Raw genomic sequence first — 14,678 nt, forward strand, 5'->3', positions numbered from 1 at the left:
AGATATTATTCGCTGGTTTTCTCTTTCTTGCTACGCAGTAGGTTCAGGGCTTCTACCGTCATAGAGAAGAACATCGCAAAGTAGATATAGCCTTTCGGTACATGTATGCCAAAACTTTCTAAGATCAGCGTAAAGCCAACTAGGATGAGGAACGACAGTGCCAACATTTTGACCGATGGATGACGTGCGACAAACTCACCAATTGGGCGCGCCGCAAACATCATGACTCCAACCGCAATCACCACGGCCGCCATCATAATAAATAGATGATCAGATAGACCAACGGCGGTGATGACCGAATCCAGACTAAAGATAATATCCAGCAGCATAATTTGGACAATGGCGCCCAAAAATGAGTGAACGTTGCTGGTCATGTCCTCACCACCGCCTTCGATGGTTTCGTGGATCTCTTTTATTGCCTTGTAAATAAGGAACAGCCCACCGAGCAATAAGATGAGATCGCGGGTAGAAACTGGGTGATCAAGCAGGGTAAATAACGGATGAGTCAGACGAATTACCCAAGCAATAGAAGCCAATAGGCATAAACGCATTCCCATCGCTGCTAATAAACCGATTCGACGGGCTTTATTCTGTTGAGCTTTAGGAAGTTTAGCGACAACCAGAGACAAGAAAATGATGTTATCAATGCCGAGAACAATTTCTAGAATAGTCAGCGTTCCTAGGGCTAACCAGGCATTGGGATCCACAATCCATTCAAACATGACGAAATACTACCTAAATAAATGTTAAACGAAGATTATACGCCTTCTTGAGACTTCAGGGAGCCTTAGGACGTATTGAAATTCATTGCGAGCGGTCAGAATCAGAGTAGAAAGTGCCGTGCGAGAAGGGCTGCGGTGAAGTTTTTCTTCAGGTAAAAACCACGGGGTAAGGTGTGAATCGGTTCACCATGCTCGCCTGTGGCTTCGGTTAGCGCGCGGCTATTTGCCGCTTTCGGACGAATTTGCAGCACTTCGCCGTGGCGAGCGGTAATACGCTCAACTTTCCCCAGTACGATCATATCCATCAATTCTTCCCAATCGCGTTTAAGTTGCTCGTCTTCTTCTGCGCTGGGTGTCCAGAGTAGGGGGCTACCCACTCGGCGCTGTTCTAATGGAATTTGGCGTTCGCCTTCAACGGGGATCCACAACACACGCTGAAGCTTATGGCGTACGTGGCTGGATTCCCAGGTAATGCCGCTATTTCCCGTCAAGGGAGCGACACACACGAAAGTGGTTTCTAGCGGTTTTCCGCTTCTATCAATAGGGATGGTTTTTAACTCTACACCGATTTCAGGAAAATCCTGCTCGGGTTTGCTGCCTGCGCTTGCGCCAAGGTAAAGCTCCAGCAGCATGCCAACCCATCCTTTGTCGCGTTTGAGATCGCGTGGAATAGCCACGGCTGCCTTGGACGCCAATTCGCCCAGAGTATAACCGGCCAATGACTGGGCTCGATTTAACAGTTGTTGCACATTTTCGGGAGCGGCAGTTGGCAGTTGAGGTGTTGTCATCATTGAAGTTTCATGCGTTTTGTACAGAACTCACTGCGTGGTTAAAAAACACACAGCTCGCTGTGGGTAAATATTGACGCGGATTGAATAACATCGAGCTAGAAATAATACCATGATTCATAAAAGAAAATATCTCAAAAATAGTTTTTACGGCAATTTCTAAAATTTGTTGTGCAAGACTAGACACCGACAATGAACAGGATCTTACACCTATTTATCCACAGATTTTTGGGATAACCCATTTATTTACCGATCACTGGTTTGATTTACAGGCTTGACGTAGGGGTTTTTTTGGGAAATTGACGCCTCAGTGTGCAAGTTTTGAGAATAAGCTGTGGATAAAATCGCCATTGGACGATCTTTAAACAAGCTAAGATCCAAAGCGTGCATAGATCACATTTCTACGCATCCGTGATAGGATTATCTATGTCTATTTGACTGATATATAAGATTAATGTCAGGATGTGTAAAGTTGGTGTTTTAGAGCTATCCAAAGGTTTACACCCTTTCCCCTGAAGTTCTACACAAATATATCCACAGAAAAAGTGAATAAAAACGACGTTGGGCACCGGGTAATGTTTATAACTATGGTTGAATCTGTGAGTTATCCCAATGTTATCCGTTTTTTACCCGATTTCATGCGGTGGTTTACCGCCACAGGGGAGTGTGAAACAATCACCCTATCTTGCGAATTTGCTATTGAGGTAGTCCAGTGATCGACGATGATGGCTACCGCCCAAACGTGGGTATCGTAATCTGTAATCGCCAGGGGCAAGTTCTTTGGGCCCGTCGCTTTGGTCAGAATTCTTGGCAGTTTCCTCAAGGGGGAATCAATCCCGGAGAAACCGCCGAGCAGGCGATGTACCGCGAACTGTTTGAGGAAGTAGGGTTGGGGCGAAAAGATGTCAAAATTCTTGCATCAACCCGCAACTGGTTACGCTATAAATTACCTAAACGTTTGGTGCGTTGGGATACGAAGCCGGTATGTATCGGCCAGAAGCAGCGTTGGTTTTTGTTACAGCTCATGTGCAATGAGTCTGAAATCAACATGCAAAGGAGTAGTACGCCTGAATTTGACGGCTGGCGCTGGGTCAGTTTTTGGTATCCGGTACGTCAGGTTGTCTCATTTAAACGCGATGTATATCGTCGGGTGATGAAAGAATTCTCACCTGTGGTCATGCCATTGCAGGAAGTGACCCCGCCAACGGCGCGGACCTCTCCTGCTTATCGCCGTAAAAGAGGTTAAGTGGCTTTAATCATGCTCACGCGTTTGCGGGAAATAGTAGAGAAGGTGGCTGCGGCCGCAAGCTTAACTGACGCATTGGAAGTGCTCGTTAACGAAACCTGTCAGGCAATGGACACCGAAGTGTGTTCCATTTATTTGGCTGACAACGATCGTCAATGCTATTACCTGATGGCGACACGCGGTTTGAAAAAACCGCGTGGGCGTGTGGTTACGCTGGCTTTCGACGAAGGAATTGTCGGGCTAGTTGGGCGTTTGGCTGAGCCGATTAACTTGGCTGATGCGCCGAGCCATCCAAGTTTCAAATATGTGCCAAAGGTAAAAGAAGAGCGCTATCGTGCTTTTCTTGGTGTACCTATTATTTATCGTCGCCAACTGTTGGGCGTTCTTGCCGTGCAGCAACGTGAATCTCGTCAGTTCAATGAAACGGAAGAGTCTTTCTTAGTGACGCTCGCGACGCAGCTAGCAGGGATCCTCTCGCAGGCACAGCTTAATGGCCTGTTTGGCCGCCTACGGCAAAATAGGATCAGAGCGATCGCCGCATCGCCAGGGATCGCCGTTGGTGAAGGGTGGATGGATGTTAGTCAGCCGTCACTCGAGCAGGTTTTTCAAGCCTCCACGCTAGATAGCGCAAGTGAACGTGAGCGTATGACGCAGGCGTTGGAAGATGCCTCCGCCGAGTTTCGTCGCTTCAGCAAACGTTTTACGGCGAATTCCCAGAAAGATAGCGCAGCGATTTTCGATCTTTACTCTCACCTGATCAACGACGCTAGACTGAAACGCGAGTTGATGAATGAGATCGATGCCGGATCCGTCGCCGAGTGGGCCGTGAAGCAAGTCATCGAGCGTTTTGCTGAACAGTTCGCCAATCTACAAGATCCTTATATGCGCGAGCGTGCGAGCGATCTGCGTGCGCTGGGGCAACGTCTGCTCTTCCATCTCGATGATAATGCAACGGGCATCAACCAATGGCCTGAACGCTTCATTTTGGTTGCCGATGAACTCACGGCCACTATTCTGGCTGAGGTTCCTCAAGAACGTATGCTAGGCGTCGTAGTGCGTGACGGTGCGGCCAACTCGCATGCGGCGATTTTAGTGCGTGCGATGGGGGTGCCTACGGTAATGGGGGCTGATATTCAGCCGACGTTGCTGCATGAGCGTCAGCTGATTGTCGATGGTTACCGCGGCGAAGTGTTAGTCGCTCCCGATCCTGTATTGGTACATGAATATCAGCGCTTGGTGAATGAAGAGATTGTGCTAAGCAAGATGGCGGAGGACGACGCCGAAAAACCAGCGCAGTTGAAAAGTGGTGAACGCGTACAGGTGATGCTTAATGCTGGCCTCAGCGCCGAACATGAACAGCGTCAAGACAGCCGAGTGGATGGCGTTGGGCTGTACCGCACTGAAATTCCGTTCATGTTGCAAAGCGGTTTCCCTTCTGAAGAAGAGCAGGTGGCTCAGTATCAAGGAATGCTGCAGATCAATCCAAATAAGCCAGTAACGCTGCGAACTTTGGATATTGGTGCAGATAAGCAATTACCTTATATGCCGATCAGCGAAGAGAACCCAAGCCTTGGTTGGCGTGGTATTCGGATCACGCTCGATCAACCTGAGATCTTCTTGGTTCAGGTTCGAGCCATGTTGCGAGCCAACGCGGCAAGCGGCAACTTAAATATTCTTCTGCCAATGGTGACCAGCCTGAGCGAAGTGGATGAGGCGAAACGACTGATTGAACGCGCAGGGCGAGAAGTTGAAGAGATGATCGGCTATGCACTGCCCAAGCCGCGCATTGGCGTAATGCTGGAAGTGCCGTCGCTGATTTTCCTGCTGCCATTTTTGGCTGAGCGCGTGGATTTCATTTCCGTTGGGACGAACGATTTAACGCAGTACCTGTTAGCGGTCGATCGGAATAACACCCGCGTAGCTTCACTATACGACAGCTTACATCCCGCAATGCTGCGCGTGTTGCAGCAGGTGGTTCAGGAGTGTGACCGCTTGAATCTACCGATTAGCGTATGTGGGGAAATGGCGGGAGATCCGATGGGGGCGCTATTGCTGGTGGGAATGGGATATCGCAATCTCAGCATGAACGGCCATAGCGTTCCACGTATTAAATACCTGCTGCGAACTATTGAACTCGAAGATGCAAGCTTCTTGGCTCAGCGTGTATTGGAAAGCCAAATGTCGACAGAGATTCGTCATCTCACCGCCGCCTTTATGGAGCGCCGTGGGCTTGGCGGCTTAATTCGTGGTGGTTTGTAATTTTTTTGTTTTATTTTCCATCTCTTGATAATGATTAATCCTAAACTATTCACAATAAAGAGGTCTTGTTATCCGCATTTACTAAAGAGAAACCTGTATTACGCAGTAATTTTCCCTCTAGTGTGGAGTCTCATTAAAAGTTGTGGGATGATTGTGCGGTTTTTCAGGGGGCGTGAATGGGTAAATTAACGCTATTATTATTGATACTGTTAGGCTGGTTGCAATATTCATTGTGGATTGGCAAAAACGGTATCCATGATTATGTGCGCGTAAAAGAAGATGTTGCGGCTCAGCAAGCTAATAACGGCAAGCTGAAATCTCGCAACGATCAGCTATTTGCTGAAATTGATGATCTAAATGGTGGGCAAGAAGCCATTGAGGAACGCGCACGTAACGAACTTGGTATGATAAAACCTGGCGAAACATTCTATCGTCTGGTGCCTGATCAGTCGAAACGCAATGGTGGTACGACTCAGTCTTCGCCAATGCCTTCGTCCTCATCGTCTACAGCACGAAATTAGCCCCCGTCAGTAGTATCTGCCAATGGTGCCTGTCAGCGATAACGTTGAGCCTGATTTAATGCGTATGCGTTTCATGACAATGGCTTAAACAGTTCGAATCCTAATATTAATAACTACAAGCCAAAATGTATGAGTGCTCCTGACGAATCACCACTCTTTTCTGTCGTCGCCGTTGTGCCAGCCGCGGGTGTTGGCAGCCGGATGCGCTCGACTTGCCCAAAGCAATATTTGTCTATCGATGGTAAAACGATCCTCGAACATTCGGTGGCGGCGTTACTGCGTCATGCCGATGTTGAGCGGGTGGTTGTGTCCATTAGTCCTGATGACGGCTATTTCTACAATTTACCGCTGGCAAACGATCCGCGAGTACAGGTGGTATACGGCGGTGCGCAGCGCGCAGACTCGGTTTTTGCCGGTCTACAAGCGGCGACAGATGCGCATTGGGTGTTAGTGCATGATGCCGCCCGCCCCTGTCTGCATCAAGACGATCTCAGCAATTTGCTGGCTCTGCGGCACACATCTAAAGTTGGCGGGATCCTCGCGGCTCCCGTTCGCGATACCATGAAACGAGCGGAAGCGGGGATCAACAGCATTGCGCATACGGTCGATCGCGAAGCGCTGTGGCATGCGTTGACTCCCCAGTTATTTCCTCGTGAGTTGCTAATGATGTGTCTGGAGCGTGCGCTTAATGAAGGCGCTAACGTGACGGATGAGGCATCGGCGTTGGAGTATTGCGGTTATCATCCCCTGTTGGTGTCTGGCCGTTCTGATAATATCAAGGTCACAAGGCCTGAAGATTTTGCGTTAGCTCAGTTTTATCTGTCGCAGCGCACGTAGTCTTTTCTGCGTTGATATACCCCTTTGTTTTACTCTTTTTCGTTTTAACACAGCCTCCAAAGGAGAATGCTTGATGAGAATTGGCCACGGTTTTGATGTTCATAAATTTGGTGGCGAAGGCCCTCTGATCATTGGCGGCGTGCGTATTCCTTACGAGTTTGGTTTGCTTGCGCATTCAGACGGTGACGTGGCGCTCCATGCGGCAACCGATGCGTTGTTAGGTGCTGCAGCTCTGGGCGATATTGGCAAACTGTTTCCCGATACCGATCCGGCGTTTAAAGGTGCTGACAGTCGTGCGTTGCTGCGCGAAGCTTATCGTCGCATCCGCGCCAAGGGATACCGCTTAGGTAACCTCGATATCACTATTATCGCTCAGGCACCGAAGATGGCTCCGCATATTCCTCAAATGCGCGTTAACTTAGCCGAAGATCTCGAGTGTCATATGGATGATGTTAACGTCAAAGCGACGACAACAGAGAAATTAGGCTTCACCGGTCGTGGCGAAGGTATTGCCTGCGAAGCGGTTGCATTGTTGATTAAGGAGTAACGCGTGGATTTTGATGCACTCCATTATCTGCATGGACGTCCTCAGGGCACCGGTGTTCTGAAGGCTTTCCCAGAAGATTTCTTCGTCTCTGAAGATTTGGGTTTTGAACCCGATGGCGAAGGCGAACACCTCCTAGTGCGTATTCGCAAGGAAGGCTGCAATACACAGTTCGTCGCCGATAATCTCGCACGTTTCGCAAAAATTCCCCAACGTTCGGTCAGCTACGCTGGATTAAAAGACCGTCATGCGGTAACCGAACAGTGGTTCTGCCTGCATCTGCCGGGGAAAGAGTCACCCGACCTCAGCCAGTTTATTTTGGAAGGTTGCCAAGTGGTTCGCAGTGCGCGCCATTTGCGTAAACTGCGAATTGGTACGTTGAAAGGCAACACTTTCCGCTTGGTACTACGCCATATCACTGACCGCGACGACGTTGAGCAGCGCTTGCAGGCGATTGCGACAGAAGGCGCGCCAAACTATTTCGGTGCCCAGCGTTTTGGCCGTGGTGGTAATAACCTGATTCAGGCGGCCAAGTGGTCGCGTGGTGAAATTCAGGTCAGAGAGCGAGCCAAACGCAGTTTCTATCTTTCGGCTGCACGTAGCGCTATGTTCAATCAGATAACGAATATGCGTTTGGCGCAGGACTTGCAACGTCAGGTGATGCTGGGCGATGCCATGCAACTGACTGGGCGCGGCAGTTGGTTTGTCGCCAATGCCGAGGAGTTAGACAGTTTGCAGCAGCGAACTGACGGCGGCGAGCTACAGATTACGGCGGCGTTGCCAGGAGATAACGATCTCGGTACGCGCGATTTAGCGGCCCAATTTGAGCAGCAAGCTATCGCAGACTATGCCGATTTACTGGCATTGGTTAAGCGTGAGCGAGTGGAGTCTGCGCGCCGTGCAATGCTGGTGAAACCACAGGAGATGAGCTGGTCTTGGTGGGACGATGCGACGGTAGAAGTTGAATTCGCACTTCCTGCTGGCAGTTTTGCGACCAGTATTGTGCGTGAGTTGTTCAATCAGGAAAACCCTAATGCGGATCTTGCTGAGTAACGACGACGGCGTAATGGCTCCGGGCATTCAAACGTTGGCGGTAGCGCTACGTGAGTTTGCTCAGGTACAGGTTGTGGCGCCTAATCGTAATCGCAGCGCCTCATCAAACTCGTTGACGCTTGAATCGCCATTGCGTATTGAGACACTGACGAATGGTGACATCAGTGTGATTGACGGTACGCCAACCGACTGTGTCTACCTTGGCGTTAACGCCCTGATGCGGCCGCATCCCGAAATTGTCGTTTCGGGCATTAATGCGGGACCCAATTTGGGAGACGATGTGATTTACTCCGGTACCGTCGCGGCGGCAATGGAAGGACGTCACTTAGGTTTTCCTGCGCTGGCGGTTTCACTTGATGGTTTCCAGCACTATGATACTGCTGCACAGGTGACGTGCCGTTTGCTGAAAGCATTGGCACAATACCCGTTGCGTACGGGACGAATTTTGAATGTTAACGTTCCAGACTTACCTCTGGAACAGGTTAAAGGCATTAAAGTGACGCGTTGTGGTAGTCGACACCCTGCTGATAAGGTGATTCATCAGCAGGATCCACGTGGGCGAGATCTGTACTGGATTGGGCCTCCTGGGGAAAAACAGGATGCTGGGCCAGATACTGATTTTGCCGCCGTGGAGCAAGGCTATGTCTCGATAACACCTTTGCAGGTGGACTTAACGGCATATCACGCGCAGGATTTGCTTTCTTCGTGGCTTGAACAGACTAAGGTCGGTGAGGAATGGTAGATAGACGTGTGCTGACCTTATTGCAGCAGTTGATGCAGCAAGGGATCGGTGATGAGCGAGTGCTAAAGGCATTAGCCGAAGTACCGCGTGAAAAATTCATTGATGAGGCCATGTCTCACAAGGCCTACGATAATACGGCCTTACCTATAGGTTTGGGGCAGACTATTTCGCAACCTTATATGGTGGCGCGAATGACTGAGCTATTACGAGTGGGGCCAGAGGCTAAAGTGCTAGAGATTGGCACCGGATCGGGGTATCAAACCGCGGTGTTAGCACACCTTGTTCAACATGTTTTCTCGGTTGAGCGGATTAAAAGCCTGCAATGGCAGGCGAAAAGACGCCTCAAGCAGTTGGATTTACACAATGTTTCAACGCGTCACGGTGACGGCTGGCAGGGCTGGGCGTCGCGTGGGCCGTTTGATGCGATTATTGTGACCGCGGCACCGCCTGAAATTCCAGAAGCATTGTTGGCGCAGTTGGCCGACGGTGGTCGTTTAGTTCTACCCGTCGGCGAGTTTGATAAAACCCAGCATCTGCGCTGTGTACAGCGCCGTGGTCATGATTTCTTGGTGGAGTCTATCGAACCGGTAAGATTTGTTCCTTTAGTTCAGGGAGAACTAGCCTGATTTTTCAGCTAACTGCTAAGCTGTATCCAAAATAACTGGCGTTGTATGACTGAAGATTCTGACTTTTTGAATAACGCTTGTGCTGGCTCTTCAGGGAATGTCCTTTAAATAGGGATAGTCCTAGAAATAGGGTGAATAGTGAGCGTAACCAGCGCTGATATAGCTTTAAGTATGAAGGGTATAATTCTGTAAAGGGATTATTCTTACTGATTCGTATTTGACCCGCACTCTGCTTTTAGTGTCCAATTCATTACTTCTTGTCGTATATGGCTGGAAACTAAATGCAGCAGGCGAGACTCTATAGAGGAGTCTTACCTGGTTTTTATCTTATTTGATGTTTTTCGCTAACCCTATGGTTGGGTTAGTCGGTTCAGAGCACGTGATGCTCTTATTACTTGTGGCGGTTGCTCCTCGTAATGTAGACGTATAAGAGACTGAATATGTTGGATATCGCTGATTTTGCTGTTGTGGGGGAAGCATAAGCATGGGAAGCACGATGATGAAGTGGCGCCAAGTAGCGGCGTGTACTTTGATAACTTTGTGGTTAGCGGGTTGTACGTCAGACAATAGCTCTGCACCAATAAGCTCCGTAAATGGAGGTGGTAATGACCGCATGCTGTCGAACGCCGGAAATAATAATGGCGGGGCACAAACAGGCGACGGCGGTCGTATCATATACAATCGCAGTTATCAGAATATTCCGAAGGGAAGCTATAACGGCGGTACTTATACCGTAAAACGTGGTGATACATTATTTTATATCGCGTGGATTTCGGGGAACGATTTCCGCGATCTTGCAGAGAAAAACAACATTCCAGCCCCTTACAGCCTCAATGTTGGCCAAACTATTAAATTAGATGCCAATAGCAATAGTGGTGGAATGCTCGCAGCTAACGACGGAACCAGTGGAGTGCCAACTCAGCCGTCAAGTGGTCAAATTAAGAGCACAGGTGTTGATTCTCAATCAACCACAGCGTATTCTGATAATTCGGGTAAACAGAATGTTGGCAAAATGTTGCCTGCATCGACAGCGACGGCAACGACGACTGCCGCAGCAACCGTTCCGAACTCGTCAGCCAGTAGTGTAAGCAGCAGTGCTCCAGTTGGAACCTGGCGTTGGCCTACTGACGGTAAAATTATCGACAACTTCTCTTCTGCCGAAGGTGGAAACAAGGGGGTTGATATCGCGGGTTCACGCGGCCAGTCGGTGGTCGCCACGGCTGATGGCCGTGTGGTATACGCCGGCAACGCCCTGCGTGGTTACGGAAATCTGATCATCATTAAACACAATGATGACTACCTGAGCGCCTACGCCCATAACGACACGATGCTGGTCCGGGAACAACAAGAGGTTAAGGCGGGTCAAAAAATTGCAACCATGGGGAGCACCGGAACCAGCTCAGTAAGATTGCACTTTGAAATTCGTTACAAGGGGAAATCCGTAAACCCGCTGCGCTACTTGCCGCAGCGATAGTCGGGGCAGAATCGCCGTATTCTGCCCGCAATATCACGGGTAGGGTACAGCTATGAGCCAGAATACGCTGAAAGTTAACGAGTTAAATGAAGAAGTAGACTTCGATGAGAACGGGGAAGAAGCGTTTGACGAGAAGGTACTCGTTGAAGAACCCACCGAGGTTGACTCATCCGATGAATTGATGGCACAGGCCGTTTCGCAACGTGTTCTTGATGCTACTCAGCTTTATCTGGGTGAAATCGGTTACTCTCCGCTGCTCACTGCAGAAGAAGAAGTCTTTTTTGCACGACGGGCGCTGCGTGGTGACGACGCGTCTCGTCGTAGAATGATCGAAAGTAACCTGCGACTGGTCGTGAAAATCGCCCGTCGCTACAGCAATCGTGGTCTTGCACTACTAGATCTGATTGAAGAAGGCAATTTAGGTTTAATCCGTGCGGTTGAAAAGTTCGATCCTGAACGTGGATTCCGTTTTTCAACCTATGCCACATGGTGGATCCGCCAAACTATTGAGCGGGCTATCATGAATCAGACGCGAACCATCCGTTTGCCGATTCATATTGTCAAAGAGTTGAACGTTTATCTGCGTACCGCACGTGAGCTTTCACACAAACTGGATCATGAGCCGAGCGCGGAAGAGATTGCTGAACAGCTGGATCGTCCGGTCACAGACGTTAGCCGTATGCTACGTTTGAATGAACGCATCACCTCAGTGGACACTCCGCTGGGAGGCGATTCGGAAAAAGCCTTACTGGATATTCTCACCGATGAGAACGAAAGCGGCCCGGAAGACACCACGCAAAGCGATGACATGAAGCAGAGTATTGTTAAGTGGTTATTTGAGCTTAACGCCAAGCAGCGCGAAGTATTAGCGCGTCGTTTTGGTCTGCTGGGTTATGAAGCCGCTACGCTGGAAGACGTTGGGCGTGAAATAGGGTTAACCCGTGAGCGCGTGCGTCAAATTCAGGTTGAAGGCTTGCGCCGCCTACGCGAAATACTGCAAGCTCAAGGTCTTAGCATTGAGGCCCTGTTCAGAGAATAAAGGTTTTCATCATTATTCTTTGAATGAATCAGGTTTTCTAAAACGCGTAAAACAAAAAGGTGAAGCTTAGCGGCTTCACCTTTTTTACATCTACAGGCTAATGATTACATCATCCCTTTCAAACGATATAGCCAGTCCAATGCCTGACGAGGTGTCAGCGTATCAGGATCGAGCTCTTCTAATGCTTCCACTGCTGGTGAAGATTCTGGCTCAGCCAATAGCTGAAGCTGCGAACCATCAATTTGGCTATTGCCGGTTTGCGCCGACAGTGTTTCTAATTCTTTGAGCTTTTGGCGTGCTCGTTTAATCACATCGCGCGGCACACCGGCCAGTGCGGCAACGGCTAAGCCGTAACTTTTGCTGGCTGCACCATCTTGTACGCTGTGCATAAAGGCGATGGTATCGCCGTGCTCTAACGCATCCAGATGCACGTTGTATACACCTTCAAGTTTTTCTGGCAGCGTAGTTAACTCGAAGTAATGGGTGGCAAATAGCGTCATGGCTTTGATGCGGCTAGCCAGATTTTCAGCACAGGCCCACGCGAGCGATAATCCATCATAGGTTGATGTACCACGACCGATCTCATCCATTAACACCAAACTGTTTTCGGTGGCGTTATGCAGAATGTTGGCTGTTTCGGTCATTTCAACCATGAAGGTGGAACGGCCTGAGGCCAAGTCATCTGCTGCACCAACGCGGGTGAAGATGCGATCGACAGGGCCAATAACGGCTTTCTCTGCAGGGACAAAGCTACCAATATGCGCCATCAGCACAATGAGCGCAGCTTGGCGCATATAAGTACTTTTCCCCCCCATGTTTGGACCGGTGATGACCAACATGCGACGCTGCGGCGAGAGCGACAGCGGATTTGCGATGAAAGGCTCTTTCAGCACTTGCTCAACGACCGGATGGCGACCACCTACGATCTTGATTCCCGCTTTATCGCTCAGTTCTGGGCGTACGTAGTTGAGAGTGTCCGCACGCTCAGCCAAGTTACTCAGCACATCCAGCTCAGCCAGCGCAGTCGCGCTCTGTTGTAAGTCAGCCAGATGCGGCAACAGCAAGTCGAACAGCTCTTCATACAAACGTTTTTCTAACGCCAGCGCTTTGCCTTTAGAGGTCAGAACTTTATCTTCATACTCTTTTAGCTCGGGAATAATATAACGCTCGGCATTTTTTAGCGTTTGACGGCGCACGTAGTGAATGGGTACTAAATGGCTCTGGCCGCGACTGACCTGAATGTAATAACCATGCACGCCGTTGAAGCCAACTTTCAGCGTATCTAATCCCAGTTTTTCGCGCTCGCGAATTTCAAGTCGATCCAAATAGTCGGTAGCGCCGTCGGCGAGTGCGCGCCACTCATCCAGTTCATCATTATATCCTGGCGCAATAACGCCACCGTCACGTACCAGTACTGGCGGAGTTTCAACGACCGCTCGCTCTAATAGTTCGCGCAGTTCTTCAAACTGACCAGCCTGTTCGGCCAGTTTTGCGATATGCGGTGTAGCATGGCCGCCGATAAGCGCCTGAATTTCAGGTAGCTGTTGGAACGCGTAACGCATGCGCGCCAGATCGCGTGGGCGGGCGGTTCGTAGAGCCAAGCGTGCAAGAATACGTTCAAGATCGCCGACTTGACGGAGAAGCGGCTGTAGATCGTCGACCAATGGCTGAAGTGCTTCAATTGCCTGCTGGCGATTATTCAGCGCTTTGTGGTCGCGACTGGGCATATGTACCCAGCGCTTTAGCATGCGGCTGCCCATCGGAGTTACGGTGCAGTCCAGAATGGCGGCTAGCGTATTTTCTACCCCGCCGGATAGATTCTGTGTGAGCTCTAAATTACGACGTGTGGCGGCATCCATGATGATGCCGTCCTGCTGGCGCTCGATAGTAATACCGCGGATATGGGGAAGCGTTGTACGCTGCGTATCTTTGACATATTGCAGTAGACAACCAGCAGCACGCAGCGCCTGAGTTGCTTGCTCTACGCCAAAGCCGTTGAGGTCGCGGGTACCAAATTGCAGGTTAAGCTGCTGGCGAGCGGTATCGAGCTCAAACTCCCATAACGGCCGGCGGCGTAGACCACGACGATTTTCAATGAGCGCCATGGAGGCGAAATCTTCTGGGTACAGCAACTCTGCTGGGTTAGTTCGTTGCAGTTCGGCCGCCATTGTTTCAAGGTCAGCCGGTTCCGCAACGCGAAAACGCCCAGAGCTGATATCGAGTGTCGCAAACCCAAAGCCACGAGCGTCCTGCCAAATGGCAGCCAGTAGGTTGTCTTGACGTTCTTTGAGTAATGCTTCATCACTGATGGTGCCTGGTGTGACGATGCGGACAACCTTACGCTCTACGGGACCTTTGGTGGTGGCTGGATCGCCAATCTGTTCACAGATCGCGACAGATTCACCAAGCTGCACCAGCTTAGCGAGATAGTTCTCCACTGCATGATGCGGAATACCCGCCATCGGAATGGGTTCACCGGCTGAAGCACCACGTTTGGTGAGAGAGATATCCATGAGCTGGGATGCTCGTTTGGCATCATCGTAAAAGAGCTCGTAGAAGTCGCCCATGCGGTAAAATAACAGGATATCTGGATGCTGAGCTTTCAGCTTAAGATACTGCTGCATCATTGGGGTGTGCGAGTCTAGGTTTATGTTGTCATTCAGCGACATAATTTAGTTATTCCATTGAATTTAAAGTAAATTGTGATTTTTATTGTTCTCATTAGATATCACGTTGTCTCATAATAAATCACCAAAACCCACATATAAGTGTAGGTCAAAGTGTAGGTTGTTATGTGGGTTATGGTATAATTGCACTAAATAAACTC

General features: G+C 49.7%; 13 protein-coding genes. 10 read left to right on the forward strand and 3 right to left on the reverse strand.

The window, feature by feature from the left end:
• Window positions 1–5 precede the first annotated feature (5 nt).
• On the reverse strand, window positions 6–722 hold the full coding sequence (locus K9N75_RS04080) for a TerC family protein (protein ID WP_008815138.1): 717 nt from the start codon (window positions 720–722) through the stop codon (window positions 6–8).
• Between the two features lie 101 nt (window positions 723–823).
• The gene (gene mutH / locus K9N75_RS04085) at window positions 824–1,510 is read right to left on the reverse strand and encodes a DNA mismatch repair endonuclease MutH (protein ID WP_096081187.1); all 687 of its coding nucleotides are present in this window, start codon (window positions 1,508–1,510) and stop codon (window positions 824–826) included.
• 712 nt (window positions 1,511–2,222) lie between these two features.
• Between mutH and rppH the strand changes: the two genes are divergently transcribed.
• The 10 genes from rppH to rpoS all read left to right on the forward strand — a co-directional run bounded on the left by rppH (window position 2,223) and on the right by rpoS (window position 11,851).
• Window positions 2,223–2,756, forward strand: coding sequence for an RNA pyrophosphohydrolase (gene rppH / locus K9N75_RS04090; protein WP_004091644.1), 534 nt, complete (start codon window positions 2,223–2,225; stop codon window positions 2,754–2,756).
• Between the two features lie 12 nt (window positions 2,757–2,768).
• Window positions 2,769–5,015: a phosphoenolpyruvate--protein phosphotransferase gene (gene ptsP, locus K9N75_RS04095; RefSeq protein ID WP_130995962.1), complete on the forward strand. Its 2,247-nt coding sequence runs from the start codon at window positions 2,769–2,771 to the stop codon at window positions 5,013–5,015.
• A gap of 176 nt (window positions 5,016–5,191) precedes the next feature.
• Window positions 5,192–5,536, forward strand: a complete 345-nt coding sequence (ftsB, locus tag K9N75_RS04100) for a cell division protein FtsB (protein ID WP_004091640.1) — start codon at window positions 5,192–5,194, stop codon at window positions 5,534–5,536.
• A 129-nt stretch (window positions 5,537–5,665) separates the two neighbouring features.
• Complete coding sequence (gene ispD / locus K9N75_RS04105) at window positions 5,666–6,373, forward strand: 2-C-methyl-D-erythritol 4-phosphate cytidylyltransferase (protein WP_130961921.1); 708 nt, start codon at window positions 5,666–5,668, stop codon at window positions 6,371–6,373.
• Window positions 6,374–6,446: 73 nt separating this feature from the next.
• Window positions 6,447–6,920, forward strand: coding sequence for a 2-C-methyl-D-erythritol 2,4-cyclodiphosphate synthase (gene ispF / locus K9N75_RS04110; protein WP_008815142.1), 474 nt, complete (start codon window positions 6,447–6,449; stop codon window positions 6,918–6,920).
• A 3-nt stretch (window positions 6,921–6,923) separates the two neighbouring features.
• Entirely contained in the window at window positions 6,924–7,970 is a 1,047-nt protein-coding gene (truD, locus tag K9N75_RS04115) for a tRNA pseudouridine(13) synthase TruD (protein WP_039185549.1), read from the forward strand.
• Window positions 7,951–8,712 carry a 5'/3'-nucleotidase SurE gene (gene surE / locus K9N75_RS04120; RefSeq protein WP_039185551.1) on the forward strand — a complete coding sequence of 254 codons (762 nt, stop codon included), beginning with the start codon at window positions 7,951–7,953 and terminating at the stop codon, window positions 8,710–8,712. Before truD ends, surE begins: the two co-directional genes overlap by 20 nt.
• A complete protein-coding gene (locus tag K9N75_RS04125) occupies window positions 8,706–9,338 on the forward strand; it encodes a protein-L-isoaspartate(D-aspartate) O-methyltransferase (RefSeq protein ID WP_039185553.1) in 633 nt (210 codons plus the stop codon). The genes surE and K9N75_RS04125 overlap by 7 nt, the downstream gene beginning before the upstream one ends.
• A 496-nt stretch (window positions 9,339–9,834) precedes the next feature.
• Window positions 9,835–10,812 (forward strand): murein hydrolase activator NlpD, encoded by a 978-nt coding sequence (gene nlpD, locus K9N75_RS04130; RefSeq protein WP_071603111.1) that lies wholly within the window; start codon window positions 9,835–9,837, stop codon window positions 10,810–10,812.
• A 52-nt stretch (window positions 10,813–10,864) separates the two neighbouring features.
• Window positions 10,865–11,851, forward strand: coding sequence for an RNA polymerase sigma factor RpoS (gene rpoS, locus K9N75_RS04135; protein WP_008815147.1), 987 nt, complete (start codon window positions 10,865–10,867; stop codon window positions 11,849–11,851).
• Window positions 11,852–11,955: 104 nt separating this feature from the next.
• On the opposite strand, the gene mutS is transcribed toward rpoS, so the two are convergent.
• On the reverse strand, window positions 11,956–14,520 hold the full coding sequence (mutS, locus tag K9N75_RS04140) for a DNA mismatch repair protein MutS (RefSeq protein WP_224452251.1): 2,565 nt from the start codon (window positions 14,518–14,520) through the stop codon (window positions 11,956–11,958).
• Window positions 14,521–14,678 lie beyond the last annotated feature (158 nt).

Origin of the sequence: Hafnia paralvei, from assembly GCF_020150375.1 — a bacterium.
Classification (GTDB): domain Bacteria; phylum Pseudomonadota; class Gammaproteobacteria; order Enterobacterales; family Enterobacteriaceae; genus Hafnia; species Hafnia paralvei.

Bases quoted from the DNA above. Each gene is read 5' to 3' on its own strand.
- K9N75_RS04080 (WP_008815138.1), bottom strand. From the start codon at position 722: ATGTTTGAATGGATTGTGGATCCCAATGCCTGGTTAGCCCTAGGAACG.
- mutH (WP_096081187.1), bottom strand. From the start codon at position 1,510: ATGACAACACCTCAACTGCCAACTGCCGCTCCCGAAAATGTGCAACAA.
- ptsP (WP_130995962.1), top strand. From the start codon at position 2,769: ATGCTCACGCGTTTGCGGGAAATAGTAGAGAAGGTGGCTGCGGCCGCA.
- ftsB (WP_004091640.1), top strand. From the start codon at position 5,192: ATGGGTAAATTAACGCTATTATTATTGATACTGTTAGGCTGGTTGCAA.
- ispD (WP_130961921.1), top strand. From the start codon at position 5,666: ATGAGTGCTCCTGACGAATCACCACTCTTTTCTGTCGTCGCCGTTGTG.
- ispF (WP_008815142.1), top strand. From the start codon at position 6,447: ATGAGAATTGGCCACGGTTTTGATGTTCATAAATTTGGTGGCGAAGGC.
- surE (WP_039185551.1), top strand. From the start codon at position 7,951: ATGCGGATCTTGCTGAGTAACGACGACGGCGTAATGGCTCCGGGCATT.
- K9N75_RS04125 (WP_039185553.1), top strand. From the start codon at position 8,706: ATGGTAGATAGACGTGTGCTGACCTTATTGCAGCAGTTGATGCAGCAA.
- nlpD (WP_071603111.1), top strand. From the start codon at position 9,835: ATGATGAAGTGGCGCCAAGTAGCGGCGTGTACTTTGATAACTTTGTGG.
- rpoS (WP_008815147.1), top strand. From the start codon at position 10,865: ATGAGCCAGAATACGCTGAAAGTTAACGAGTTAAATGAAGAAGTAGAC.
- mutS (WP_224452251.1), bottom strand. From the start codon at position 14,520: ATGTCGCTGAATGACAACATAAACCTAGACTCGCACACCCCAATGATG.